Annotated in this window: 17 protein-coding genes and 3 pseudogenes; 10 read left to right on the top strand and 10 right to left on the bottom strand. The window is 66.3% G+C overall.

Going from position 1 to position 24,718, the window contains the following annotated elements; genetic code table 11:
- Nucleotides 1–123: 123 nt before the first annotated feature.
- The 10 genes and pseudogenes from HNR00_RS06005 to HNR00_RS05960 form a co-directional block, all read right to left on the bottom strand.
- Nucleotides 124–1,137 (bottom strand): hypothetical protein, encoded by a 1,014-nt coding sequence (locus HNR00_RS06005; RefSeq protein ID WP_183566393.1) that lies wholly within the window; start codon nucleotides 1,135–1,137, stop codon nucleotides 124–126.
- A gap of 302 nt (nucleotides 1,138–1,439) precedes the next feature.
- On the bottom strand, nucleotides 1,440–2,309 hold the full coding sequence (gene istB, locus HNR00_RS06000; protein WP_183566390.1) for an IS21-like element helper ATPase IstB: 870 nt from the start codon (nucleotides 2,307–2,309) through the stop codon (nucleotides 1,440–1,442).
- A pseudogene (gene istA, locus HNR00_RS05995) lies at nucleotides 2,306–3,596 on the bottom strand (IS21 family transposase). Before istA ends, istB begins: the two are co-directional and overlap by 4 nt.
- 459 nt (nucleotides 3,597–4,055) lie before the next feature.
- A complete protein-coding gene (locus tag HNR00_RS05990; RefSeq protein ID WP_183566387.1) occupies nucleotides 4,056–5,180 on the bottom strand; it encodes a phenylacetaldoxime dehydratase family protein in 1,125 nt (374 codons plus the stop codon).
- 157 nt (nucleotides 5,181–5,337) lie between these two features.
- Complete coding sequence (locus tag HNR00_RS05985; protein ID WP_183566384.1) at nucleotides 5,338–5,475, bottom strand: hypothetical protein; 138 nt, start codon at nucleotides 5,473–5,475, stop codon at nucleotides 5,338–5,340.
- A 256-nt stretch (nucleotides 5,476–5,731) separates the two neighbouring features.
- Nucleotides 5,732–6,472 carry an ABC transporter ATP-binding protein gene (locus HNR00_RS05980; RefSeq protein WP_183566381.1) on the bottom strand — a complete coding sequence of 247 codons (741 nt, stop codon included), beginning with the start codon at nucleotides 6,470–6,472 and terminating at the stop codon, nucleotides 5,732–5,734.
- Nucleotides 6,469–7,245, bottom strand: a complete 777-nt coding sequence (locus tag HNR00_RS05975) for an ABC transporter ATP-binding protein (RefSeq protein WP_183566377.1) — start codon at nucleotides 7,243–7,245, stop codon at nucleotides 6,469–6,471. The genes HNR00_RS05980 and HNR00_RS05975 overlap by 4 nt, the downstream gene beginning before the upstream one ends.
- 4 nt (nucleotides 7,246–7,249) lie before the next feature.
- Nucleotides 7,250–8,440: a branched-chain amino acid ABC transporter permease gene (locus HNR00_RS05970; RefSeq protein ID WP_183566374.1), complete on the bottom strand. Its 1,191-nt coding sequence runs from the start codon at nucleotides 8,438–8,440 to the stop codon at nucleotides 7,250–7,252.
- Between the two features lie 2 nt (nucleotides 8,441–8,442).
- Nucleotides 8,443–9,360 (bottom strand): branched-chain amino acid ABC transporter permease, encoded by a 918-nt coding sequence (locus HNR00_RS05965; RefSeq protein WP_183566371.1) that lies wholly within the window; start codon nucleotides 9,358–9,360, stop codon nucleotides 8,443–8,445.
- Between the two features lie 57 nt (nucleotides 9,361–9,417).
- A complete protein-coding gene (locus HNR00_RS05960; RefSeq protein WP_183566368.1) occupies nucleotides 9,418–10,584 on the bottom strand; it encodes a branched-chain amino acid ABC transporter substrate-binding protein in 1,167 nt (388 codons plus the stop codon).
- A 290-nt stretch (nucleotides 10,585–10,874) separates the two neighbouring features.
- On the opposite strand from HNR00_RS05960, the gene HNR00_RS05955 reads away from it, so the two are divergent.
- The 10 genes and pseudogenes from HNR00_RS05955 to HNR00_RS05910 all read left to right on the top strand — a co-directional run bounded on the left by HNR00_RS05955 (nucleotide 10,875) and on the right by HNR00_RS05910 (nucleotide 24,714).
- Entirely contained in the window at nucleotides 10,875–11,771 is an 897-nt protein-coding gene (locus tag HNR00_RS05955; RefSeq protein WP_183566363.1) for a LysR family transcriptional regulator, read from the top strand.
- Nucleotides 11,772–12,027: 256 nt separating this feature from the next.
- A complete protein-coding gene (locus HNR00_RS05950; protein ID WP_183566497.1) occupies nucleotides 12,028–13,104 on the top strand; it encodes a carbon-nitrogen hydrolase family protein in 1,077 nt (358 codons plus the stop codon).
- A 138-nt stretch (nucleotides 13,105–13,242) separates the two neighbouring features.
- A pseudogene (locus HNR00_RS05945) lies at nucleotides 13,243–14,077 on the top strand (transposase); the annotation flags it as partial.
- 110 nt (nucleotides 14,078–14,187) lie between these two features.
- Nucleotides 14,188–15,430: pseudogene (locus tag HNR00_RS05940) on the top strand (IS256 family transposase).
- 347 nt (nucleotides 15,431–15,777) lie between these two features.
- Complete coding sequence (gene exbB / locus HNR00_RS05935; RefSeq protein ID WP_312886004.1) at nucleotides 15,778–16,641, top strand: tonB-system energizer ExbB; 864 nt, start codon at nucleotides 15,778–15,780, stop codon at nucleotides 16,639–16,641.
- 4 nt (nucleotides 16,642–16,645) lie between these two features.
- Nucleotides 16,646–17,083 (top strand): TonB system transport protein ExbD, encoded by a 438-nt coding sequence (exbD, locus tag HNR00_RS05930; protein ID WP_183566357.1) that lies wholly within the window; start codon nucleotides 16,646–16,648, stop codon nucleotides 17,081–17,083.
- Nucleotides 17,080–17,958: a TonB family protein gene (locus tag HNR00_RS05925; protein WP_183566354.1), complete on the top strand. Its 879-nt coding sequence runs from the start codon at nucleotides 17,080–17,082 to the stop codon at nucleotides 17,956–17,958. The genes exbD and HNR00_RS05925 overlap by 4 nt, the downstream gene beginning before the upstream one ends.
- A gap of 420 nt (nucleotides 17,959–18,378) precedes the next feature.
- On the top strand, nucleotides 18,379–20,892 hold the full coding sequence (locus tag HNR00_RS05920) for a TonB-dependent siderophore receptor (protein WP_183566351.1): 2,514 nt from the start codon (nucleotides 18,379–18,381) through the stop codon (nucleotides 20,890–20,892).
- 252 nt (nucleotides 20,893–21,144) lie between these two features.
- Nucleotides 21,145–23,286 (top strand): ABC transporter ATP-binding protein/permease, encoded by a 2,142-nt coding sequence (locus HNR00_RS05915; protein WP_183566348.1) that lies wholly within the window; start codon nucleotides 21,145–21,147, stop codon nucleotides 23,284–23,286.
- Nucleotides 23,287–23,385: 99 nt separating this feature from the next.
- Entirely contained in the window at nucleotides 23,386–24,714 is a 1,329-nt protein-coding gene (locus HNR00_RS05910; protein ID WP_246390314.1) for a M16 family metallopeptidase, read from the top strand.
- The last annotated feature ends 4 nt before the right edge of the window (nucleotides 24,715–24,718 follow it).

Raw genomic sequence — 24,718 nt, 5'->3', positions numbered from 1 at the left:
ACAACCGAAACAGCAACCTTACAGCGGAACTTCGATAGTTGATCCCCGAGACCCAAATCGGCTCAATGTTCCGTCAGGACCAACTTACCAAGGAATTGTCGTCAATCCTCGTGGAGGAGGCCTCTATTGAAGTAGCCCTCCGCCAGATGTCGGAGAGCTTACTCGAAGTAAGGGTGGGCTCTTCCGTCCAAAACTCTGCCCACCGTCTCCTATGCCCGCGGCACCCTGGCTTGAGGCCTCTTGAGCGAACAAAGTTAGCTCGTTGAAGCCCTCAATGCCCCGCTCTCCTTTGAGATGCAGAACATCTCCAGTAACAGTGGTAACCGGCACCGCGTCCGCACCTATTTCGTTCGGCGGGTAAAACAATAACGCTGCATTAGTGTTATCGCATACCGGCGCAGATTTATCTTCTTTGCAGCTGCGGCCAAAGATTTTGAAATTTTTTTGCAAGACATACGCATTACGCGGAGCATTTGGGCGCAAATCTCTTAGTGGAGTATTGTAGTCGCACATAATACAACCCGGCGTACGTATGAAAGTTAGATCGGGTTTTATCGGCAGAAAGCCGTACTTCTCACAATAACCGCCATCGTCTGACAGTTTTTCACAGACTCTTCTGACATAAGAGCGCTTTTTTGGATCTAGCTCTTCATATGTCGCGCTATCTCCAGAAACAAATATTGGATAATTTGCCTCGAATTCAAACTCATCGATATGCCCTACAGCGTACTGAAACAGCAACCTCAATCTTCGCAAGCCATCCGGATCGTCAATTGTAGTGATTGTGTAAGTTGCTTCCGTCAAAGCCTGAAGCTGCAAACTTATTCCTGTATTAGCATTCTGTATTCCTCTTGAAAAACTACTACCCTGAGTAATGGTTTTTTGTGGAAGAATTGGAATTGCAAAAGTAGGATTAATAGCTTCAGATGTTCTTGCAGTTTGAGTACCAATTTTTACATACGATGGGACCTTGTATCTGTTGTGATACGTTTCTAAAAGGTTGTAAGCAACTTGTTTTGTAAGAAGACTATCAAAAGTGCTGGCAATATATAGGGCATGTAAGTTGTTTCTGTCGGCCGCACAGCCCGCTACGAGGAGCGCAACAAGAATTGCTAGTATGGAGTATTTCGACCGCATGCCCATTGCCTGCCAGTCCCCGTCATTGACTGACCACGTTTAGCATTCATTAACCTATCCGCATGTGGCAGTGTAGCCACAATCAACTCTTAAATGATAATCTGTCCGGCTAGAGCTGTTGCCGATCAAACTGGGTCATATGCGTCGTAGCCGGCTGTTGCGAGGCAGTTTCGGCATTGCTGTGGGGAGAGGCTGTCGAAGGCAGATCGGATCGCCGCTTTCAGGTGTCAACGGGCCTGGAAGTCTCCGCGATCGTGGGCTTTCAAAATTCCCTGGCCGGCGGGTTCGGTGGTGGTCGGTGATCAGCCGACTGCGTGATCGAGCGTCGCTTTTCCAGGTGGGCGGCCGCGGCGCTTTGGGGCCGGCGGCGGAGTGATGAGGGCCTTCGAGCGGACATGCTCGGGCACGAGATCGGCATGCTGACGCAGACGGTAGCTCGCCCCCTCGATCTGGATGACCACGGCGTGGTGCAGCAGACGGTCGAGCAGTGCCGTGGCCACGACGGGGTCGCCGAACACCTCGCCCCACTCGGCAAAGCCGCGGTTGGAGGTCAGGATCATCGCGCCCTTCTCGTACCGGGCGTTGACGAGCTGGAAGAACAGGTTGCCGCCGCCTGGGACGACGGGAAGGTAGCCGATCTCGTTTACGACCAGCAGCGCGGCCCGGCAGAGATAGCGGATGCGCTCGCGTAGGGACCCGTCGCGTTCGGCCTTGGCCAGCGAGGTGATCAGGTCGGCCAGCGTCGAGAAAACCACGCTGCGTCCGGCCTTGACCGCTTCGACGGCGAGCGCGGTCGCGAGATGGCTCTTGCCGGTGCCGGGCGGGCCGAGCAGATGGACGACCTCGGATCGGTCAATGAAGGTCAGCTCGGCCAGGGCCAGGATGCGCTCCCGGTCAAGCGAGGGTTGGAAGGTGAAGTCGAAGCTGGCGAGCGTCTTGATCGTGGTCAGGCGCGCCACGAGCAGGGCGGTCTTCACGCGGCGGTTCTCGCGCAGCGTCAGTTCCTCGGTCAGGATCTCGTCGAGAGCAGAGATGCCATCGATCTCGCCCTGCTCGATGCGCCGGACCGTGGCATCAAGAACCTCCAGGGCGCGCGGCATGCGCAGGCCGACCAGGCTGCGCTTGATGCTGTCGAGGGTCGTGACGGCGCGGGGTGAGATAGCACGGGTCATGACCGGCCTCCGACCCCGGCACCGGCGAGCCGCTCACCGACGGCCTGGTAGACGGCCAGCGAGCGCCGGGCGACGTGGTCGCCACGGCGGCCGATCGTCAGGCTGTCGGGATGGCCGTGGCGCATGGCCCGCGCCGCCACGCCCTGACGATGGTCGGGATCGACGCGGTGCTGGCGCCGCCCTTCCAGGATCGGATGGCTCGCCACGAGGCGGCCGCCATCGAGGATGCGAATCGTGTCGGGCAACGGGTGCACCTCGACGACGCGCCGGGTCCGGTCCGGCACGCTGTAATAGTTGCCGCCTATCGAGACGAGCCCGTCGTGGCTGACGCGCCGCTCCAGCTTGAGCATGGCATCGAAGGGTACGGCCGGCAGCGACTGCAGCTCGGGCTTCTCGGCGGCGAAGGCCTCCGCGACGATCCGCTGCGTGGTGCCGTGCAGTCGGACGTTGGCGACGGTGTCGAGCCAGGTCCGCAGTTGGGCGTTCAGATCGTCGAGGTCGCGGAACGAGCGCGCCAGGAAGAAGTCCTGGCGGATGTAGGAGAACGGCCGTTCGACCCCTCACCCTGAGCCTGTCGAAGGGGCCCTTCGTCTTGGCCCTGTAGGGCCGGCAGGCGCGGGGCAGGAAGCCGTAGTGCTTGGCCAACGCCAACAGCGATCGGTTGTAGACGATGTGGCCGCCCGCATCCTCGCCGGTGACTGCCGTCTTCATGCGGTCGTAAAGGATCTTGATCGGCACGCCGCCGATCGCGGCGAACGCCTGCATGTGACAGCGCAGCAGCGTCTGCAGGTCCTGATGCAGGACGAAGCGCGCTTCGATGTGCCGGGAGTGGCCGAGCACCAGCGAGAACAGCCAGACGATACAGTCTGAGTCTGGCGCGTCGGTGAAGGTGACCACGAAGCGGGCGAAGTCGACCTGGGCCTGCTGGCCGGCCGGCGTCTCGAAGCGGACCTCGTACGGCTTGGCCTCGGCCGGCCGGATCGCGGCCACGAACCGCTTCACCGCGGTGTAGGCGCCCGTGTAGCCGCGCTCACGCAACTCGCGGGTCAGGCGCACGGCGCTCAGATCGGGGAAGGCCGCGACGCGCTCGCGCAGATAGTCGAGATAGGGTGCGAGCTTGCTCGGTCGTCCGGCTCGGCGGGGGCCGTAGGCCGGCGGTTCGAGGCCGCGCTCGATGTACTTGCGGACCGTCTTCGGATCGCGCCCAGTCCGGCGGGCGATGGCGGTGACGGACAGGCCCTGTCGGTGCAGGTCCAGGATCATGAGGAGTTCTCCCAGCAGGACCATCCTCGTCGCTCCCGACCGACCTCATCCTGAGCCTGTCGAAGGACGCGTCGGCAAGCATGGTGGCTGAGGATGGATAAGCCCGAGGGTGCGGGGCACGTCCCGCCTCCGCGGGCCAGGGTACCGACCAGAGAATTTTCGATGCCCACAATCAGGGAGTATTCAACGCCCGCTGACACCGCCAATCGGCAAGCAGAAGCGCTATCCCGCGCTGTCGCTCACCATCCTGCACGCCCGTGAGCCGGGCGTGCCGAAGGACCGCCCCCCGATCGACTGGCGGCTGATCACCGACCTGCCGGTCGACAGTCCAGAGCAGGCCGTCGAGAAGTTGCGCTGGTATGCCCGGCGGTGGAAGATCGAGGTGTTCCACCACATCCTGAAGACCGGCTGCCGCGCCGAGGATGGGCTTTCACGCCATCGCAGCCCATCCGCATGCTTCAGGTTCGGGCAAAGTCGTTTGCGTCAGGCAAGGCGCTTCGCCTCGAACCAGCGCAGGAGGCCAGTTTGCGGGTCGCAGTTGAGATACTCGAAACGCTGACCGTCCCCCGGAAGAATGTAGACCTCATGCCAAGTTCGGAGTTGATTGGCCGGTCCGTAGTGGCGGTAGCGCTGGATCGCTGCCCTGAAGATGGCCGCATGGGTGGCGTGGTCCTCCGCCCAACGCTCCATGTGGCGCAAAGACAGGAAGTACGCGTGCGCGTGCGCTTCCGGCCTCGGAGCACCTTCGGGATCCGTGGTCTCCTGCCAACGCAGGGAGGCACAGCCGGAGGGAAGCGGGTTCTCGGCAAGGTAGTCCATGCCGGTCTTGAGAGGGACGCGCAGCTTAAGATCGAAATCGGCGCGTTGTTCGGCATCCATTCGCCCCCAGGTGCTGGCGGAGCGGATCAGCGCGAGGTTGTGCGGCGGACGGACCGACCAGTGTTCGCCGTAACCGACCCGCTCCTGCCGGGTCACGAGTTCAGCGCTGTCCGGCGCATCGAGGGCGTCGATGGCGGCTGCCGGGAGCCGGTCGCGCATGGCGCCGTAATAGCCGCAATAGGGGGTCGGGAAGATCGCGACATCCGGGCTCGTCATCAAGCCGGCCGGGTAATCCTTCCAGTAGATGCTCTCCTGATGATCACGCGGCACCCGCAGGACTTCACGCCACGCGCCGAAGGGCCCGACGAGGCGCTCGGGCCGGTGCCACCAGCCCTCGGCGGCGGTGTCGGCGGACCAGGCCGTGAAGCGGGCCTCCGAGACCCAATAGGCACAGACGACGTGCTCCATCTGCCCGTCGGCGAGCCGGTTTCGAGAATGGTCGAAGCAGGTCGGACCGCTGGCGTGACCGGTGAGATGGATGCGGATCCAGTCCCGCATCGGATGCGCGTCGAGCGCGGCCGCCGATCCGGCCTGTGCACCGAAGAAGGCGACGCGCATCGCGGTCTCTCCCTCCGGCAACAGGAACGACCAGCGCTGAACCGCGGGAACGAAGCCAGGGGGCTTCCGCAGCGGTGCGAGGCGCTCTGGAGCGCCCACAGCTTCTGGCGGCGCCGTATCCAGCACACGCGCACCGATCTGCCGTCCAGTCTCCACGGCACTCCCGTCCATCACGGCATCCTCGAAATTCCAGGGTGAGGCGGATCAATGCCGAACTTCGAAGGCGCGTTCAGCACACAATCGCTGCAGCCGCCCGTGCGGAAATGTCGATCGAGGAGGCAGGGCCGACCTCGCTCAATCGTCGGCAGAGCCTGCTGATCGGCGCATCTCACGTCCCCTCCCAGCCCTCGGCGAGGGCGTCGAGGGCACGTAGCCGCCGCGCCATGGCGACGATCGCCGCCCGGACGCGAACCTCGGTCGCGGACAGGTCTTCGTGGGCCGCGACCGCCTCCGCTTGGAGATCCAAGATCTTGATCTGATCCCGGAGGGCGGGCCCTCCGATCCGGACGACGCCGCGCACCCAGCGGCACCGCCGGAGTGTGGGCAGGAGAAGCGGACAGCGTCCGGTCACGAGGATTTCATGACCAGCGAGGGCGCACACGCGATCCTCGACGGCGGCGACGGGTCCGCATCCGAGAAGCCGCACGGCATCCCCTTCCTCCGGCGAACGGAGGTTCGGCGGTGCATCCAGCCAGATCGCACTCATCCCGCCGCGGCCCGGCTCAGTGATGGACGCCGAAATAGGCCTTGTGCAGCTCGGCGTCCTCGCGCAGCACCCGCGTCTCACCCGACGCCACGACGCGTCCTTGGGCGAGGACATAGCCGTGATCGGCGACGTCGAGTGTCTGCCGCACGTTCTGCTCGACGAGCAGGATCGTCAGCCCCGTCTCCTTGAGGCGCCGGACGATGCCGAAGACCTCCGAGACGAAGAGCGGCGAGAGGCCGAGCGAGGGCTCGTCGAACACCACGAGTTCGGGATCGGTCATCAAGCCTCGGGCGATCGAGAGCATCGAGCGCTCGCCGCCCGACAGGGTTCCGGCGAGTTGCGCGCGGCGCTCCTTGAGCCGTGGGAAGACCGCGAACATCGCCTCCATCCGATCCGCGACCCGGCGCGGGTACGGATCGAGGAGCCCGCCGACTTGGAGGTTCTCCTCGATGGTCATTCGGGGCAGGACCCGGTTGCCTTCCGGCACGACGCCGATGCCGAGCGCCACGATCCTGTGCGTCGGCATGCCGCTGAGGCTCGCATCGCCGAAGGTGATCGTGCCGGACCGGACCCGGTTGAGGCCCAGGATCGTCCGGATGAGCGTGCTCTTGCCGGCGCCGTTCGCGCCGAGGATGCAGGTGACCGCGCCGGGGCGGACCTCGATCGAGACCCCCTTGAGCACGTCCGCCCGGTCGTAGCCGGAGGTGACCTGCGAGACCGAGAGATGCCGCGAGGCGGCCTTGCCTGCCGTGCTCAATGTCCGCTCCCGAGATAGGCCGTCTGGACGTCCCGATCCTCGATCAGGGCCTCGAAGGAGCCCTCGAAGATCTTGCGCCCGAAGTTCAGGACGACGCAGCGGTCCGAGACCCGGCGGATCACGTCCATCTCGTGCTCGACGAGGATCAGGGCGAGGTCGGGCGACTCGCGCCGGAAGTCGAGGAGGTCGTCCATCAGCCGGCGTGTCTCCTCCGGCGTCATGCCCGCCGACGGCTCGTCGAGCAGGAGGAGACGCGGATTTGCGATCAGGGCGCGGCAGATCTCGATGCGGCGGCGGTCGATCATCGTGAAGCGCCCCGCGGGCTCGAACAACGCAGCTGCGATGGCTGGGTTGAAGCGGGCCGCGATCGACCGGACCCGCTCGACCAGGGCGTCGATCTCCGCGCGCAGGCGCCGACGGCGGAAAATCGCCGCGAGGCCCAGATCCTGATGCCGCAGGGCGCCGAGGGCGATGTTGTCGAACACGCTCTGGTCGAGCATCAGCCGGCAGCGCTGGAAGGTCCGAGCGACGCCGGCGCGGCCGATCGCCTGGGGCGACTTGGCGAAGATGTCCGCTTCGGCGAGCGCGGCTTTTCCCGCGGAGGGACGGTAGAGCCCGGTCAGCACGTTGAAGAAGGTGGTCTTGCCCGAACCGTTCGGGCCGACGAGGCCGATGGTCGTGCCGCGGTCGACGGCGATGTCGAGTCCGTCGAGGGCGGTCAGGCCGCCGAAGCGCACGGTCAGACCCGAGCATGCGAGCAGGGGGGCGGTCATGGTTCTAGCCTCCGTTCCGGTTGCCGAGGATGCGGAGCGGGCGCGGCAGCAGGCCGCCCGGGCGGAAGCGCAGGATCGCGATCACCACGGCGGCGAAGATCAACAGCCGGTATTCCTGGATCGGCTGGAGCTTCTCGGGCAGGGCAAGGATCACCGCCGAGGCCGCCACCGTGCCCCAGACGTTGCCGAGACCGCCGAGGACGACGATGGAGAGCAGCATCAGCGACTCGCCGAAGCCCGCCCCGTTCGGGTTCACGAAGCCGTTCATCATCCCGTAGAGCGCGCCCGCGACGCCGATCATCGCGTTGCCGAACAGGAACGCCGTGGCCTTCCAGCGGGCCGGCGACAGGCCGAAGGTCGAGGCGGCGATCGGATCGGTGCGGACCGCGTCGATCGCGATGCCGGCCCAGGAGAGTTCCAGGCAGCGCATCGCCGCGAAGGCGAGGGCGAACAGCACCGCCGCCGCGAGCGCATAGGGCAGGTAGAACGAGACCTCGTGGCCGGCGATCGAGGAGACCGTTCCGAAATCGAGGCCGAACGGCGCGAAGCCCGGAATCTTCATTCCCTGCGGACCACCGAGAGTGTCGTTCACCTCGAGCAAGCTGCGCAGCATCACCCCGAAGGCGATCGTGACCAGCGCCACGTAGTGGCCCCGCGTCCGCAGCACCGGCAGGAGCAGGAGCAGCCCGAGTGCGGCGGTCACGAGCCCGCCCGCGGCGAGCACCAAGAGATGCGGCAGGGCGGTGTGGCCCGCCAGCACCGCCGCGGTGTAGGCGCCGAGAGTAAAGAACGCGGCCGCCGCGAAGTTGGCGATGCCGCCGAACGCCATCTGGACGTTGAGCCCGATGCAGGCCGTGGCCGAGAGCGCGACCGTGGCGACCATGAGGAGAGCGTAGTGCTCCTCTCGGAAGGCCCAGAGGAGGGCGAGGACCGCCAGGGCCGCGCTCGCGTTCGTGACGCCCCGCTGGCCGCGACAGGCGGCGGTCGCTGCCCGCCCGGCCCTCGTCCGGTCGAAGAGGAGGAGGGCGGCGAGGAAGCCGACGAGGATCGCGACGATCTCCCACTCGTGTTCGGCGGCGAGAAGCCACCCGAGGCCGACGAAGGCGAGGACGGGCACAGCGACCGCGATCGCGCGCTCGGAGAAGCCGCCGGCGGGCACGGGGGCAGCGGTGAGTTCGATGGGGCCAAGGTTCATGGTCAGACCCGCTCGCTGGAGCGCTCGGAGATCAGGCCGGTCGGGAACAGGCCGATGAGGACGATCACCACCGCGAAGGCCGCCACGTCCTTGTAGGCGCTGGCGGAGGGGACGGAGACCGTCACGAGCGTCTGCACGCCGGCGAACAGGAAGCCGCCCAGGATCGGCCCGAGCAGGCTGCCGAGACCGCCGACGACGGCGGCGGCGAAGCCGATCACGCCGAGGACGAGACCCATGCTGAAGTTGATCTCGCGGTAATAGAGCCCGAGCATGCAGCCGGCGACGGCCGCGAGCGCCGAGCCGAGGGCGAAGGTGCCGAGCACCGTGCGGCGGAAGTCGATGCCCGACAGGCAGGCCACCTCGGGGTCCTGCGCAACGGCGCGGATCGCGAGGCCGAGGCGCGTGCGCGTGACGAGGCCGTGGGTGGCGACGATCGCCGCGAGGCCGGCCAGCAGGATCGCCACGCTGTCGACGCCGACGCTGAAGGAGCCCGCCGTGATCTGCTGGTCCGGCAGAAGGGCCGGGAAGGGCTTCGGGTTGCCGCCGTTCGGCACGCCCAGGCGGATCGCCTCGCGCAGGATGGTGCCCGCCATCAGGGTGATCAGCAGCACGTTGACGGGCGGTGCGTTGCGCAGCGGCAGCACGAGGGTGCCACCAATCAGCACGCCCGCCGCCATGCCGGCCGCGACGGCGGCGAGCAGGCCCAGGATCAGCGCGAGGCCCGGGACGGGAACGAGGGCTCCCACGAGCGCGGTGGCGCCGAGCGCCGTGAAGGCACCGAGCGTCACCACGTCACCGTGCGAGAATTTGATTACGTCGAGCACGCCGAAGAACAGCGAGAAGCCGACTGCGATCATCGCGTAGATCACGCCCAGCATCAGTCCGTTGAACAGATGCTGGGCCAGGAAGCCGAAATCCATCCTGCGCTCCGAGAGGCTCGATGAGGGAATTAAGGGCGGCAGGCACCGCCCGGCCGGTCAGCGGCCGCGGGCCGAGACGGTCTTCCTGCCGGCGGCGTAGTCGCTGTCCGGCCAGTAGACCCACTTGCCGCCCTGCGCGACGTAGACGTTCGCGTTGACGATGTTCTGGCGATGATCGTCGAAGTTGATCTCGCCGATCAGCGACGCGTGGCCCTTGGTGGCGTTGAGCTCCGCCGTGACCTTCGCGCGGTCCGGCCCGACCTTTTCGATCGCGTCCATGATCAGGGTGGCGGCCGAGTACGCGAAGGGACCGTAGGCATCGGGGTCCTCGCGGAATCCGGCCTTGCCGTAGGCTTCGGTGAAGGCTTGGCCGTTCGCATATTTCGCGAGGGGCGCGCCGTTGTGGAAAGAGATTGTGCCCTCCGCCGCCGCGCCCGCCCCTTCGAGGAAGCCCGCCGTCATGATGCCGGAGACCCCGGCCATGCGGGCCTCGATGCCGAGGCGCTCCATCTGCGAGCGGATGCGCACGCCCAGCGGTGTCAGGCCGCCGATGAAGATCAGATCGGGTTTGAGTTCCTTGATCCGCGTCAGCTCCGCCGTGAAATCCTGCTGGTCGGGCGCGACCGGGAAGGTCGCCAGGATCTCGCCGCCAGCCGGCCTCAGGAACTCTGAGAAGTACTTGTTCTGTCCCTTGCCGTAATCGGTCGTATCGTGGATCACTGCGAAGGTCTTGAAACCACGGTCGGTCAGGAACTGCGCAGCGAGCTTGCCCTCGTTGATCATCGTGCCGTTGACGCGGTGGATTTGCTTGTACTCGTTGCCGTAGGTGATCTCCGGAAGGATGGCACCCCAGACGACGACCGGAAGCTTGAAGCGGGCGTAGGTGTCCACCGTCGCGATGCCGACGGCCGAGCAGTAATGCGTGATGCCGGCCGTGATCGCACGGTCAGCGGCCGCCTTGGTCGCGACCTGAACGCCGACGTTCGGCTTGCACTCGTCGTCGAAGACGGCAAGCTCATAGTTGTATTTGGTGCTCGGATCGGCGTTTCTGAGCTGAAGGGCAAGCAATGACGAGTTGCGCCCGCCCATCCCGGCGGCGGCATTGCCGCCCGTCAGGGGGCCGATGAAGGCGATCTTCACCGTATCCTTGGCCTCGGCCGCTCCCTGCGCGGTGCCGAGAACTGCCATTCCCACGATCAGCGCGTTCGCCAGTATCCGGACCATGTTGATCTCCTCGGAAGCGATGACACGCTAACCGCGGACGGACCGGGGCGGGACTGGAAAAACACGCACGGGGCCTTGCGGAAGTTCTGCCGACAGCCGAGGCGCTTCCTGTCGCTTTTCCCATCATCACGCCGATTCCGGAGGCAGAACTGTCGTGCCCGCCGAACGATGGCGAAGGGGGAACGTCTGGCGTTCCTTCTGGGATCTTGGGCCGGAAAGCCGAGGAAGCTATGCTCCCGTTTCTGGCTGGCGTAGCTTCGAGCGGTCACGGCATCAAAGCAGGGCCCTCCGTGTTCGACTGGAACGATCTCACGTTTTTTCTCGAACTGGCTCGGCACGGCCGCCTCATGCCTGCCGCCAAGCGGCTCAAGGTCGATCATACCACGGTCAGTCGGCGCGTGGCCGAACTCGAACGCTCCGTCGATGCGAAGCTGTTCGACCGCCGACCCGACGGCTTCGTCCTGACCGAGCACGGCCATCGGTTGTTCGCGATCGCGGAGGCCATCGAGTGCAAGGCGCTCTCGGTCCACGGCGTGCTCGGCTCGCCGGTCAGTACCCAGCCGGTCGGACGAGTCCGGGTCGCCAGCATGGAGGGGATTGCCGCATTCTATCTCAGCGGCCGGTTCCGTGAACTCGCCCGGACCCATCCCGAGATCGTGATCGAGCTTGTCACCGAGCGGCACCTGATCAACCTCACCAAGCGCGAGGCGGACGTCTCGGTCAGCTTCGTGCCGCCCCAGGGCGCACGTCTGAAGGTGCGGACGATCGGCGCGATCCGCCTCGCCCTGTTCGCGGCGCCCGCCTATCTCGCCGAGCGGGGCACACCCGCCGGAAGCGGCGACCTGCAGCAGCACGACTTCGTGGACTACGTCGAGGATCTGCTCGCCATCAGTTCTGTCCACTGGCTGCTGGACGTCCTCGAACCCGAGAGCGTCGTCTTCCGCTCGACGAGCCTCGCCGCACAGCAGGCGGCCGTCGCCGCCGGGTTCGGCATCGGATTGCTGCCGCTCTTCTGCGCGAAGCGCGAACCCGCCCTGGTCCCCGTCCTTTCCGACGAGGTCGTCGTCATGCGCGACGTCTTCCTCTCTGTCCACGAGGACATCGAGCATCTCGGGCGCGTCCGCGCGGTGACGCGCTTCCTCACCACTCTGTTCCAGCGGGACGACGCCTATCTGACGCAGTTCTGATCGGCACCGGCAGAGGTCCCGGGATTTGGGCGAGCGCGCGCCGTGCAGGCCTGCAACACCTCTTGCAGCGAAAGGTCCTCAACGAAGGCCGTCCTGCATTGTTATCGGTCCTCTCCACCGATTCCCGGCACCGGACCGGATCGAAGCCCCGTTGGAACCGTCCCAGCGTGGCCTCGCTCGGTCCGGCCTCCGTGGATCCATGTCACGGAAGCTTATTAGCGAGCGCCCGTGTCTCATGCTGCCGGAGAGTTCGCAGATGGGTCAGCTTCCACGCTTCAAGGTCGCGGCCGTCCATGCCGCCCCGGTCTTTCTCGACAAGGCGGCGACGACGCGAAAGGCCGTCTCGATCCTGCGGGAAGCCGCCCATGCGGGCGCCGAGTTCATCGCCTTCCCGGAGACCTTCATCCCGGCCTTCCCGGTCTGGTCGGCACTCTGGGCACCGATCGAAAATCACGACCTGTTCGCGCGGATGGCGACCGAGTCGGTGTTCGTCGACGGTCCCGAAGTCGCCGAGATCCGGCATGAAGCGCGGCAACTCGGCGTGTTCGTCTCGATCGGCATCAGCGAGCGCTCGACGGCCAGCGTCGGCTGCCTGTGGAACTCGAACCTGCTCATCGGCGACGACGGCGCGATCCTCGTCCACCACCGCAAGCTCGTGCCGACCTTCTACGAGAAGCTCGTCTGGGCCGCGGGCGACGGCGAGGGACTGCGCGTGGCGGAGACCCGGATCGGGCGTCTGGGCGGTCTGATCTGCGGCGAGAACACCAACCCGCTGGCGCGCTTCACCCTGATGGCGCAGGGCGAGCAGGTCCACGTCTCGTCCTGGCCACCGATCTGGCCGACGCGGCCGCCCGCGGAAGGGGGGAACTTCGACAACGTAGCGGCCAACCGCATCCGCGCGAGCGCCCATTCCTTCGAGGCCAAGGCCTTCGGCGTCGTGTCCGCGGGGTTCATGGACGGCGCGATGCGCGACGCGCTGGTCGGACGCGACGCGAAGATCGCGCGCGTGCTCGACGAGACGCCGCGCGCCGCGTCCTTCGTGATTGATCCCACAGGACGACAGATCAGCGAGACGCTGCAAGACGCGGAAGGCATCGTCTACGCCGAAATTGACATCAATGCCTGCGTGGAACCAAAACAGTTCCACGATGTCGTCGGATACTATAACCGCTACGACGTTTTCGATCTCACCGTCCGGCGCAAGCGCCAGCAACCTGTCGCCTTCCGCAGCGACGACGAGCGCCCTCCCGCGGAGCCGCAGCGCCCCGCCGCCTCGCTCCCGCGTGCACAGCTGCACGAGATTGGCCCCGGTTACGGTCAGTTCGATCCTTGAAAAATAGGTTGCTTCGCGCGTTCTGGAGTCGGTCGTGTTGGGTCCAGATGCAAACCACTCCGACTCGCGAGATTGGCCTGCCCCCTGAAAAGTGGCCCTCCCTGAGGTATGGCTTTGAGCCCTGTGGAGGATGTCATCATGGGACGGAAGAAGCATACGGCTGAAGAGATCGTCGCCAAGCTGCGCCAAGTGGATGTTCTGGTCTCACAAGGTCGCAAGGTTGCCGAAGCAATCCGATCCATTGAGGTGACGGAGGTCACGTATTACCGCTGGCGTTCTGAGTACGGCGGCCTGAAGGGTGATCAGGTCAAGCGGCTGAAGTCGTTGGAGACGGAGAACCAGCGCCTTCGTCGGGCGATCTCGGACCTGACCCTGGAGAAGCTCATCTTGAAGGAGGCAGCCTCGGGAAACTTCTGAGCCCGGCTCGGCGCCGGGCTTGTGTCGATTACGTCGTGGCCGAGCATGGCGTGTCGGAACGCTTCGCCTGCCGTGTCCTGGGCCAGCATCCCTCATCCTGAGCCTGTCGAAGGATCGACGCAGCGTAAGTGCGCCGTGGTGGCCGAAGACGAGGCCGTCCTGACAGCCACCATCGTCGCCCTGGCTCTGCAGTATGGACGCTACGGCTACCGTCGGATCACGGCCTTGCTCCGGCGTGACGGCTGGACGGTCAACGTGAAGCGGGTCGATCCTTCGAGAGCCTCAGGAAGAGGGCATCTGGCGGCGGGAGGAGCTCAAAGTCCCAGCCCGACAGCCGAAGCGGGCTCGCCTCTGGCTCAACGACGGCTCGTGCGTGCGCCTGCGGCCGGAGCGGCCCGGTCACGTCTGGTCTTACGACTTCGTCGAGCACCGCACTCACAACGGGCGCAAGTACCGGATGCTGAACGTGATCGACGAGTTCACCCGGGAGTGCCTGGCCATCCGCGTATCCCGCAAGCTGAAGGCGCATGACGTGATCGACGTGCTCTCGGAGGTCGTGTCCCGGGTGGTGGTGTAGCTGAGGGGTGGTCATCGGCGGTTGCCGGGTAGGGTCGGGTTGCGAGCACCAACCTCGAACCCAAGAGACCTCCGATGACCGACGAGATGATGGCCCTGCGCGGGAGCGGCGCCCATCGTGGCAGGCCACGATGGGGTCCCGCCGATGGAGAAGAGTGCCGACGCCGATCTGCTGCGCGAGATGATCGGCTTTGCCGCCGAGCGGCTGATGGAGTTGGAGGTGGGCGGCCTGACCGGGGCGGCTCACGGCGAGAAGAGCGCCGAGCGTCTGGTCCAACGCAACGGCTGCCGCGACCGGGACTGGCAGACGCGGGCCGGCACGGTCGAGTTGCGCATCCCCAAGCTGCGCAAGGGCTCGTACTTCCCCGGTTTCCTGGAACCGCGGCGCATGGCCGAGAAGGCGCTCACGGCGGTGATCCAAGAGGCTTACATCCAGGGCATCTCGACCCGCTCGGTGGATGATCTGGTGCAGGCCATGGGCGGGACCGGCATCTCGAAGAGCCAAGTCTCGCGGCTGTGCGAGGAGATCGACGAACGGGTCAACGCCTTCCTCGACCGCCCCATCGTCCTTCGAGAGCCTCAGGATGAGGGGCGAGTGGCCGTATCTCTGGATCGACGCGACCTACGTGAAGGTGCGCGAGGCCGGCCGCATCGTCTCGGTCGCCGTCATCGTGGCGGTCGGCGTGAACGGCGACGGTCGCCGGGAGGTTCTCGGCATGGACGTCGGCCCCTCCGAGGCCGAGACCTTCTGGACCGCCTTTCTCCGCAAGCTGGCGCGCCGCGGCCTGCGCGGCGTCAAGCTGGTGATCTCGGACGCGTACGAGGGCATCAAGGCCTCCGTGGCCAGGTGATGAACGCGACGTGGCAACGCTGCCGCGTCCACTTCATGAGGAACGGGCTCGCCCGTGCAGGGCGCAGCGGCCGGCGCGTCGTCTCCGCCTTCATCGCCACCGCCTTCGCCCAAGACGACGCCGAGGCGGCCCGGCTCCAGTGGCGGCGCGTGGCCGACCAGCTCCGGCCCAAAGTGCCCAAGCTCGCTGCCCTGATGGACGAGGCCGAGCCGGACGTGTTGGCCTACATGGGCTTCCCCGCCCAGGAACGGGTCAAGCTCCACTCCACGAACCCGCTGGAGCGCCTCAAAGGCGAGATCAAGCGCCGGACCGAGGTCGTTGGCATCTTCCCCAACGAGGCCGCCATCACCCGTCTGGTGGGCGCGATCCTGCTCGAACAGAACGATGAGTGGGCGGTCCAGCGCTCGCGCTCCATGACCCTGGAAAGCATCGCCCCAATCGGTGATGATCCCCTCGTCGGCCTGCCCACCATGGCAGTCTGATCGATCCGGCCCTGGCCGGTGATCGTGGTGGCCCTCAGCGAGCTACACCACGCCAAGGGACACGACCTCCGACAACCCCGTGAGTCCGCTTCAGCGCCGATTGTTATAAGCAGCGTGCTCCACCAAACCTGACAATGAACCATCAGCATGGGGGCGGATCACGGTCATCTGGTCAGCCGTTTCGCAAGTTGAAAAAAATTCGTCACCGAACTGTCGCTTTCCCAATCTCGCCCGTCAGACCGGTCGAAACCCATTTCGGCAATCGCTAGTGAGGTTGGTACGCAATGCTGGGATTGACGCGCGCGGTATTGAACCGCCGGATCAACGCGAGGTCGTGCCTCGCCGCCGTGGCTCTGCTGACGGTGCTGCTGGCACCAGGGTCGGTCGCGGCTCAGGCGGAGCCGGCGCCTGTGCCGACCGTGGCGAGTGCGGAAGAGCCGCCGTCCATCGCGGCCGCGGCTCCGGAGGCGAGCGATACCCGCCTTCCGGCTTCCGCACCCAAGACAGACAAGGTCGCGCACGATCTGACCCCGATGGGGATGTTCTTGGCCGCCGATCCTGTCGTGCAGGCCGTGATGATCGTTCTAGCGGTCGCCTCGGTCGTCACCTGGACCATCCTGCTGGTGAAGATTCTCGGCCTCGCTCTGGCCAAGCGCCGGCTGCGCGCGACGCTCCGGGAGATTCGATCCTCCGCTAGCTTGGCCGAGGCCGCGCAAAGAGTCCGCCGTGGGGTCGGCGCCCGACTGCTGGTCGAGGCCGAGGAGGAACTCAGCCTGTCCTCCGGCCTGCCCTGCGAGGGGATCAAGGAGCGCGTCGCCATCGCGCTCGGCCGGATCGAGGTGATGGCCGGCAAGCGCATGGCGTCCGGCACCGGCATCCTGGCGACCATCGGCTCGATCGGACCTTTCGTCGGTCTGTTCGGCACGGTCTGGGGCATCATGGGCAGCTTCATTGCCATCGCCAACTCGAACACCACCAACCTCGCGGTGGTCGCGCCGGGCATCGCCGAGGCGCTGCTGGCCACCGGCATCGGCCTCGTGGCGGCGATTCCCGCCGTCGTGATCTACAACGCGCTGACCCGCTCCATCGCTAGCCAGCGCGTCATGATCGGCGACGCGGTCGCCCTGATTATGTGCCATCTGTCGCGCGACCTCGACCGCTGCGAACGTGGCACCTACGGCAAGGTCGGCATCCGCATGGCGGCGGAGTGATCCCATGGCCGTGAAGCTCGGATCCAACGACGGCGACGACCTGACCGAGACCGCCGACATCAACATCACGCCGTTCATCGACGTGATCCTCGTGCTGCTGATCATCTTTATGGTGGCCGCCCCCCTCTCGACCGTCGACGTGGCGGTCGAACTTCCGGTCTCCTCGGCGCCGCAGAAGCCGCGGCCCGAAAAGCCAATCTTCGTCAGCGTGAAGTCCGACCTCGCCATCACCCTGGGCGAGGACACCGTGGCCCGCCCGGCGCTCGGCGCCGCGCTCGACACTGCGACCAAGGGCAACAAGGACGAGCGCATCTTCTTGCGCGCGGACAAGGGCGTGCCCTACGGCGAACTGATGGGGGTGATGAACCTGCTGCGCGCGGCGGGCTATCTCAAGGTCGGCCTCGTCGGCCTGGAGGACGTCTCGGGCGGAGACCGGCCATGATGCACCCGCCGCCCGAAGCTTTCCTGCGGGCGATCGAACGGCATCGCGCGCAGATCGAGAGTCACGAACCGTCGCCGCCGGTCCGCACCCTGACCTGGACGGCGGCGGGCCTGCTGACGCTCGGTGTGCATGTCGGCCTCTACCTCGCATTGACCCAGCAGACGGCCCCGCCGCCCGTGCCCCTGCAAATGCCGGCGGCGGTAATGATCGACATGTCGCCCGAGCCCACCGTGGCGAAGTCGACCACGGACAACGCCACCAACCAGCCGGACGCGCCGGACTCCCAGCAGGCCAAGCCCGAGCCGGAGGAGGAGCCGCCGCCCCCGCCAGAGCCGGAACCGATCGTCGAGGCGCCGCCCCCGCCGCCCCAGGCGAAGCCGCTGGCAATCCTGCCGCCGAAGCCGCCCAAGGCGGAGAAGAAGGTCGAGCGCAAGCCGCCCGAGAAGAAGATTGAGAAGCCGGTCGAGAAGAAGAAGCCGGAGAAGACCGTCCAGAAGGACAAGCCGAAGGCGGCCTCCCGCAGCGGCGGCGGTCCGCGCTCCGACCAGGCGACCGCGGACCGCACCGCGGCCTCCGCCGCCGGATCCGAAGCCAGCCAGGCGTCGCGGGCGTCGTGGCAGAATGAGATGCGCGCCCGCATCGTGCGCGCCAAGCGGTTCCCGTCCGGTGCCGACGGCGCGGTCGGCGTGGCTGTGGTGAGCGTCACGTTCTCGGGCAGCGGCAGCGTGATCAGCGCCCAGCTCGTCCGTTCCTCGGGCAACGCCGCACTCGACGGCGAGGCCGTGGCGGTGATGCACCGCGCGGCCCCCTTCCCGCCGCCGCCCGGCAATCAGGTGATCACCCAGCTGATCCCACTCAACTTCAGCCGCCGCTGACGGCGTCCGGCCCGGCGGTGAAGCGCCGGCGAGCGGCGGTCGAGAGCCCAATCCGGCGCGGTCGTCGTTCCGCATCGGACGGTTCGCGCGTCGACCCAGCAGGCCCGCTTCGGGCGAGGCGGCGTCGCCGGGGCGGTCCGTAAGGGCACCCAACGGGGCGGACGAAGCGTACTCAGCAATGGCCAACCGAAGGTTGGTCGGCCAGGGCATGCAATTCTGCGAAGATTTGGCGGTGTGTCGGACCAGTTCCGGACCGTGTTTCCAAACTTCATTCCAGAGAACTGAAAAAAGTTCGGATCGGCACTGTCGGTTTGGGTTCGTGAGCCGACACAGCCAGTGACCGATGCAAACATCGAGACGATTGGGGGCAGAGAGATGCGGTGCGCGGGCGACGGTTGCGGGATGGAGGATGACGGGGCCGTGCGTGGGCACCTGCCGACCGGGTATGGGACGGTCGGCTCCGCCGCGTCCCCGCGTGGAACGGCGGCGGCACCGCGTCCGTCGCGGTTGCGGGCTGCGCCCCTGGCGGCCCTGCTGATGGCCTCGACGGCGGCCGTGCCGCTGCTCGTCGCCTCCACGACCCAGCTGCGGGCGGCCGGTCCGATCGTGTTCGACATCCCGACAGGCGACCTCGGCGGTGTACTCGCCCAGATCGGACGGGTCGGGGCGCAGCCCATCTCGTTCCCGGCTGACCTGACCCGCGGGCGCCGCGCCGGCCCGATCGCCGGGCGCATGGGAGTTCAGGAGGCGCTGACGCTGGCCTTGGGAGGCACCGATCTGGTGGTCGTGCCGGCCGCCGGCGGCACCCTGACGGTCCAGAGGCGCGGGCCCGTCCCCACGGGCGCTGCGGCCCCCGCGGCCGCCGGAGACATCGCCGCCATCGACGTCGTCGACGCCAATGCCGGCTCGCCCTACGGCGACCGAGGCTTCCAGGCGGGCAATGTCGGCGACACCATCCGCATTGCCGACGCCCCCCTCAAGGAGACTCCGGTCGCGATCTCGGTGGTGACCAACGAGACCATCCGCTCGCAGAACGTCACCAATACCCTGGAAGCAGCCCGCAACTCGGCGGGGGTCATCGTCACGCCCGGGGCCACCGGACAGCCGAGATTCATCATTCGGGGTTTCGAGACCTCCGGCTTCTCCGTGAATGGCCAGCAGAACCCGGTCACCTTGCAGCAGCAGATCCCAATCGATGCGGTCGACCGCATTGAGGTCCTGAAGGGGCCGACGGCGATCCTGACCGGCGTGAACGTCGCGGGCGGCGGTCTTATCAACGTCACGCTCAAGAAGCCGACGGCGGAGACGATCCGCGATTTGACGATCCGCTACGGCACCTACAATTACAAGACGATCGCGCTCGACCTCGGCGGCGGCGTGCCTGACCTCGAAGGGACGACTTACCGCTTCGTCACCTCTCTGAACCACGCCGACCGTACCGATCTCGGCTACCGCGACCCGAGCGAGTTCCTCGTGATGCCGAGCGTCCGTTGGGAGGGGCAAGATCTCACTGTGTCGGCCGGTCTGCGCTACATCCAGACGCGTGCCGTTCCTCAAGCGCGCTTCGGCTTCCGCGCCCTCGATCCGGAGACCGGCATCGGGGCGATCTACCGCATCCCCGGCAACGGTCCCGGCAATCCCAATTCGCATTACGACGGCAGGGAACTTACTTTCGAGACGGAACAAAACTATCACGCCGGAACGTTATTCGGTCTCTTCGACGTGTCATTCAACAATCTGTTCCAGCACCAATCGGTTCGATTCGTCGGTGATTCCTTTTCATTTTTCAATACTAATTTCGGCTTTACACAGAGCGGTGTCCAAACTGGTTTTGATACCCAAGTCGAAAATATCAGCGAGCGGCTGAGCATGACGCTCAAGTATCAAGACGATTTTATGAAAAGCACAACTAAGTTCGGCTTCGATTACCTGTCTTATTGGAGTGGAGCGCGCTCGGCACTTCCGGCATTTCTGCCAGATTTTGATCTATACAATAACACTCCTATTAGTCCACTTATTAGCGGGCCCTATGATTTTACCGTGCGCAAATCCAGCAATATCTATCGCGGCGGTTATATGGTCGAGAAACTTGATCTTTTTGATAACAAGCTGCATATTCTCGGAATGGCCCGATGGGACTGGTTCAACCAAAATTCGCAATCGCTGCAATTCGGAGTGGCTGAAACACCGTCCGTAAGCAAGAATGACGCCCTGTCCTATACTTTCGGTGCGCTCCTCGATCTTCCTTACGACTTAGGCGTCTATATCAACCGCAGCGAAGGACGGATCCCGCAAGCGCCGGTCGCCGGTATCAGCCTCGCGCCGATCGGCCGAACACTGAACGAGTTCGGCCTGCGCTCCTCCATGTTCGACAACAGGTTCAGGACCACGCTGAGCTTTTTCGAACTCACGGAATCGCCCCTGACCCTGATCCTGCAGGGCCAAGCGGGCTTCCCCGAAGGCATCCGGATCGTCAATACCGCGGGCCTGCAGTCGCGCGGCATCGAACTGGAAGGGCAGGGCGAGATCCTGCCCGGCTGGAACCTGACTGCGAACGTCACTAGGCTCTGGACCCGCTCGCTCGATCCGGACGGGCTCGGACTCGACCCGAGTGCCGGACGGCCAGCCTATCAGGGAAGCCTCTGGACGACCTACACGTGGCTGTCGGGATGGGCGGAAGGCATCACCGTCGGCGCGGGCGTGCGGGCTCTAACTGAGTTCAAGGTCAATCAACTGGGCGCAAATTCGCTGTTCACGCTGCCCGGATACGCGGTCTTCGACGCGGCCATCGGCTACACGTCCGGCGACTTCTCGGCCAACCTGAAGATTAACAACCTCTTCGACTCGCACGCGTTCTCGCTCTCCACGATCAGCACCTACCTGCCGATCGAACGCGGGCGCCATGTACTCCTCCAGGCGAGCTATCGCTTCTAACCCCACGGCGACGGGTCCCGGCCGCGCGGAGAGACCGCACCGCCTCCCGCGAAGGCGGGCGGTGGTGACCGATCAGCAGCGAACAGGCTCACGCCTTGTCGTCCGACCTGACGGACAGAAGGACCGTCCGAAGTTCCAAAGCCCTCTTTGACCCGATCGCGTCGGGCCGGTGGCCGCGGATTCTCCTCATTCCGCGCTTTCCGACGAACCGGCAACCGGTTTGTCGGAAAGCGCTCAACCGATCAGCGGATCATGCGTTCTCTGGCTTTCTCGCTCGCAGGTACCGGGATGGCGGCACTCGCCGTGGCGTCACGGACGGGCGACTGGAATCTCCACTTGCTGACCGGCTTCCTCATCGTGGCGGCGGCAGCCGTCCTGTTGGTGCGCGACCGCTCGACCTTTCTCAGGATCCCGCTCGCCACCTTCGGGTGGGAGGCGGTGGTGCTCGGCATCTGCTCCCTGGCCAAAGCCGAAGGGATGTGGCCGTCGCAACTGGACGATCTCGCGGTTCCGAGCACGAGCGTGATGACGCTGTGCTTCCTCGTCATCGTCCTAGCCTCGCTCTGGTCGTTCGCCGTCGTACGGCGCTGCCTCGTCATCGCCGACCGCTACTTCGACCGGGACGATGTCCTCGCCTGGCGCCTTCCCAGGGGCGCGACGCTGCGCCTGCGCGAGGGCCGCCTGGGCACGGCGGCGGTGGCGTTGACCATCCTGCTGCGTCAGGTCGGCGTGATCCTGACTATCAAGAGCCTCTACGTGAGCGCGCAACTCGCCGACGCGCTCCAAGCCGGCGACCGGGCGATGTTCTGGGACGCCCTGCTGGTGCAGGCGCCGCTCTGGGGAATTCCCTGGGTGATCCTGCAACTGTCCAGCACGTCGCTGGTGGTCGCCTTCTCCGTCCGCTGGCGGCAGGTCCTGGCGGAGGACTATGCGCGGCGCTGGTTCTCGGGTGCGGCCCACTACCGCATGACGCTCGTCAACAGCGGCATCGACAACCCCGACCAGCGCATCCACGAGGACGTGCCGAACTTCATCGGCGGGAGCGAAGGCAGCACCTGGGGCGTCTACAGCATCGTCGTGATGATCACGGGCATCCTCAGCTCGTTCCTGATCTACGCGATCATCCTGTGGAACCTGTCCGACAGCATTGACCTGTTCGGCAGCGAGGTGCGGATCCCCGGCCTGCTCCTGTGGATCGCGATGGCCTGGGCCGTCGTATCGACCCTCTTCACGATCTGGATCGGCAAGCCGATCGTCCCGCTCGCCTTCCGCCAGCAGCACGTCGAGGCGGATTACCGGTTCGGCCTCGCCCGCACCCGGGAATACAGCGAACAGATCGCGCTCTCGCACGGCGGCCGCGCCGAGGCCGCCATCATCGCGGGCAGGCTCGGTGCCGTGGTGAGCAACGCCTACCGGCTGCTCGGCATGACGGTCGTCATGAGCGTCCTCAACGCGATCCTCGACGGCGTGAAGGACCGCCTGCACATCTTCCTGCTCGGCCCGATGGTGGTGGCCGGCAAGCTGACCTACGGAACCCTGACGATCGCCATGTCGGCGTTCTCCTCGGTCAATTCTGTCTTCAACTTCGTCGTCGACAGCTTCGTCTCGCTGGCCAAGTTCAAGGCGGTGGCGGATCGCCTCTCGACCTTCGACGCGGCCCTCGACGCCCTCGACGGCCGCTCGGGCGGCACCCGCATCGAGACCGCGCCCGGGGGGCCGATACGCTTCACCGACGTCGCGATCGCCCTGCCCGATGGGTCGCGCCTCTACGACCGGACCTCGCTGGTGCTGCGGCCGGGTGAGAACGTCCTGCTGTTCGGCCGGTCCGGGACCGGCAAGTCGACCCTGTTCCGCGTCCTGGCCGGCGTCTGGCCGCACTGGACCGGCACCCTCGCGCTGCCGCCGCAGGGCAGCCTCCTCGTCCTGCCGCAGAAGGTCTACCTGCCCGCGGGCGACCTGATGACGGCCGTGAGCTACCCCTACGCGCCCGACGCCTACCGGCCGGAGGACGCGGCCCAGGCGCTCGACAATGTCGGGCTCGGCGCTCTAGGGCCCAAGCTCCACCACGACGTGAACTGGGCGCAGAAGCTCTCCGGCGGTGAGCAGCAGCGTCTGGCGATCGCCCGCGCCATCCTGGCACGGCCGCGCTGGCTCCTGCTCGACGAGGCGACCTCGGCCCTCGACGCCGACCTCGAACGGCAGGTCTACGAGGCGCTGCGCCGATGCCTGCCGGAGACGACGCTCCTGTCGATCGGGCATCGCGACAGCCTGCTGGCCTACCATCCGCGGCGGCTGCGCGCCGAGCCTTCCCCAGGCGGCGTCGTCCTCGAGGACGTCTCGTCCGGGAGCTCCCCGGCGAGGCACGCCGACGCGGCAGAGGAAATGCCCGCCTGACCGCCGCTCTCCGCGACCGTCCCTCTCCCCCACCTTTTCCCCTCGGCCGCGGCGCGTCGCTCGCGACCGCCCGGCCACTCTCCCCGACAAGGCGCCACCATGACCCCTCATCCGCGTGCCCTCCGGACCGACCTGCCGGCCGCGGACAGTCCCTCCGCCGCCCTTCCTCAAATCGCGACCGGGCGGCTCGTCAACGGCCTGGACGTGCTCGTCCTCCCGAGCCGCCGCAGCCCGGTGGTGACGCACGCGCTCTGGTATCGCAACGGCGCGATCGACGATTCGGCTGGGAAGTCGGGGACCGCCCACTTCCTCGAACATCTGATGTTCAAGGGAACGGAGCGCTACCCCGCCGGACATTTCAGTAAGGCCCTAGCCGCAGTCGGCGGCGAGGAGAACGCGTTCACGAGCTGGGCCTATACCTGCTACCACCAGAAGGTCCCGGCCGTGCACCTGCGGACCTGCATGGCCTACGAGGCCGACCGCATGCGCGGTCTGCGGTTCGACGAGGCCGAGATCGCCTCCGAGCGCGATGTCGTCCTCGCCGAGCGCGGCATGCACGACGATTCCGACCCCGCGCGCCTGATGCAGGAGGCGCTCCAGGCCGCTGCCTTCCCGGCCCATCCCTGCGGCCGGCCGATCATCGGCTGGCGCCACGAGATCGAGACCCTCGGCCGGGCCGACGTCGAGGCCTATTACCGCCGCTTCTACACCCCCGAGAACGCACTCCTGATCGTCGCGGGCGACGTCGAGCCGGACGCCGCGCTGGAGATGGCCGCGGACGTCTACGGGCCGATCCCGCCGAGCGGAATGTCGCTCGACCGGTCCCACCCGGTCGATCCGCCGCGGCGTGGGCGGCGTCTCCTAATCGTTGCCGAGCGGTCGATCCGCCAGCCGCGTCTGCGCCGGCTCCACGTCGTGCCCTCGCCGCGCCGGGCCGTCCCCGGGGAGGCTGAGGCGCTGGAACTCCTGGCCCACCTGCTGGCCGGAGACCAAACCTGCATCCTCCCGCGCCGGCTCGTGGTCGAGACCTCGCTGGCGACCTCGGTCGGGGCAGGCTACATGGGCACCGTCTTCCCCGACGCCACGGTGTTCGCCCTCAGCGGAACGCCATCGGCCGGCATCACTCCGGAGCAGATCGACACGGCCCTCGACGGGATCCTCGCGGAACTCGCCGAGACCGGCTTCCCGGAGGCCGATCTCGCCCGCGCCAAGCGGCAGATCGTAGCGGAGGCGGTCTACGAGCAGGACAACCATTCCGCGCTCGCCCGGCGCTACGGCGCCGCCCTGTGCTGCGGACTGTCCCATGAGGACATCGCGCTCTGGCGCAGCCGCGTCGAGGCGGTGACCGACGACGACCTCCGCTGCGCACTTCGGCACCTCGACCCGCGCAGCGCGGTCTCCGGGCATCTCGTCGAAGCGACCGCCTGAACGG

The organism is Methylorubrum rhodinum, assembly GCF_014199935.1.
Taxonomy (GTDB): domain Bacteria; phylum Pseudomonadota; class Alphaproteobacteria; order Rhizobiales; family Beijerinckiaceae; genus Methylobacterium; species Methylobacterium rhodinum.
Note: the sequence above shows the minus strand (reverse complement) of the source record. Positions and strands in the feature narration are given on the sequence as shown.

Coding starts and splice junctions, on each gene's coding strand:
- HNR00_RS06005 (WP_183566393.1), bottom strand. CDS start 1,137: ATGCGGTCGAAATACTCCATACTAGCAATTCTTGTTGCGCTCCTCGTA.
- istB (WP_183566390.1), bottom strand. CDS start 2,309: ATGACCCGTGCTATCTCACCCCGCGCCGTCACGACCCTCGACAGCATC.
- HNR00_RS05990 (WP_183566387.1), bottom strand. CDS start 5,180: ATGGACGGGAGTGCCGTGGAGACTGGACGGCAGATCGGTGCGCGTGTG.
- HNR00_RS05975 (WP_183566377.1), bottom strand. CDS start 7,245: ATGACCGCCCCCCTGCTCGCATGCTCGGGTCTGACCGTGCGCTTCGGC.
- HNR00_RS05970 (WP_183566374.1), bottom strand. CDS start 8,440: ATGAACCTTGGCCCCATCGAACTCACCGCTGCCCCCGTGCCCGCCGGC.
- HNR00_RS05965 (WP_183566371.1), bottom strand. CDS start 9,360: ATGGATTTCGGCTTCCTGGCCCAGCATCTGTTCAACGGACTGATGCTG.
- HNR00_RS05960 (WP_183566368.1), bottom strand. CDS start 10,584: ATGGTCCGGATACTGGCGAACGCGCTGATCGTGGGAATGGCAGTTCTC.
- HNR00_RS05950 (WP_183566497.1), top strand. CDS start 12,028: ATGGGTCAGCTTCCACGCTTCAAGGTCGCGGCCGTCCATGCCGCCCCG.
- exbD (WP_183566357.1), top strand. CDS start 16,646: ATGGCCGTGAAGCTCGGATCCAACGACGGCGACGACCTGACCGAGACC.
- HNR00_RS05925 (WP_183566354.1), top strand. CDS start 17,080: ATGATGCACCCGCCGCCCGAAGCTTTCCTGCGGGCGATCGAACGGCAT.
- HNR00_RS05915 (WP_183566348.1), top strand. CDS start 21,145: ATGCGTTCTCTGGCTTTCTCGCTCGCAGGTACCGGGATGGCGGCACTC.
- HNR00_RS05910 (WP_246390314.1), top strand. CDS start 23,386: ATGACCCCTCATCCGCGTGCCCTCCGGACCGACCTGCCGGCCGCGGAC.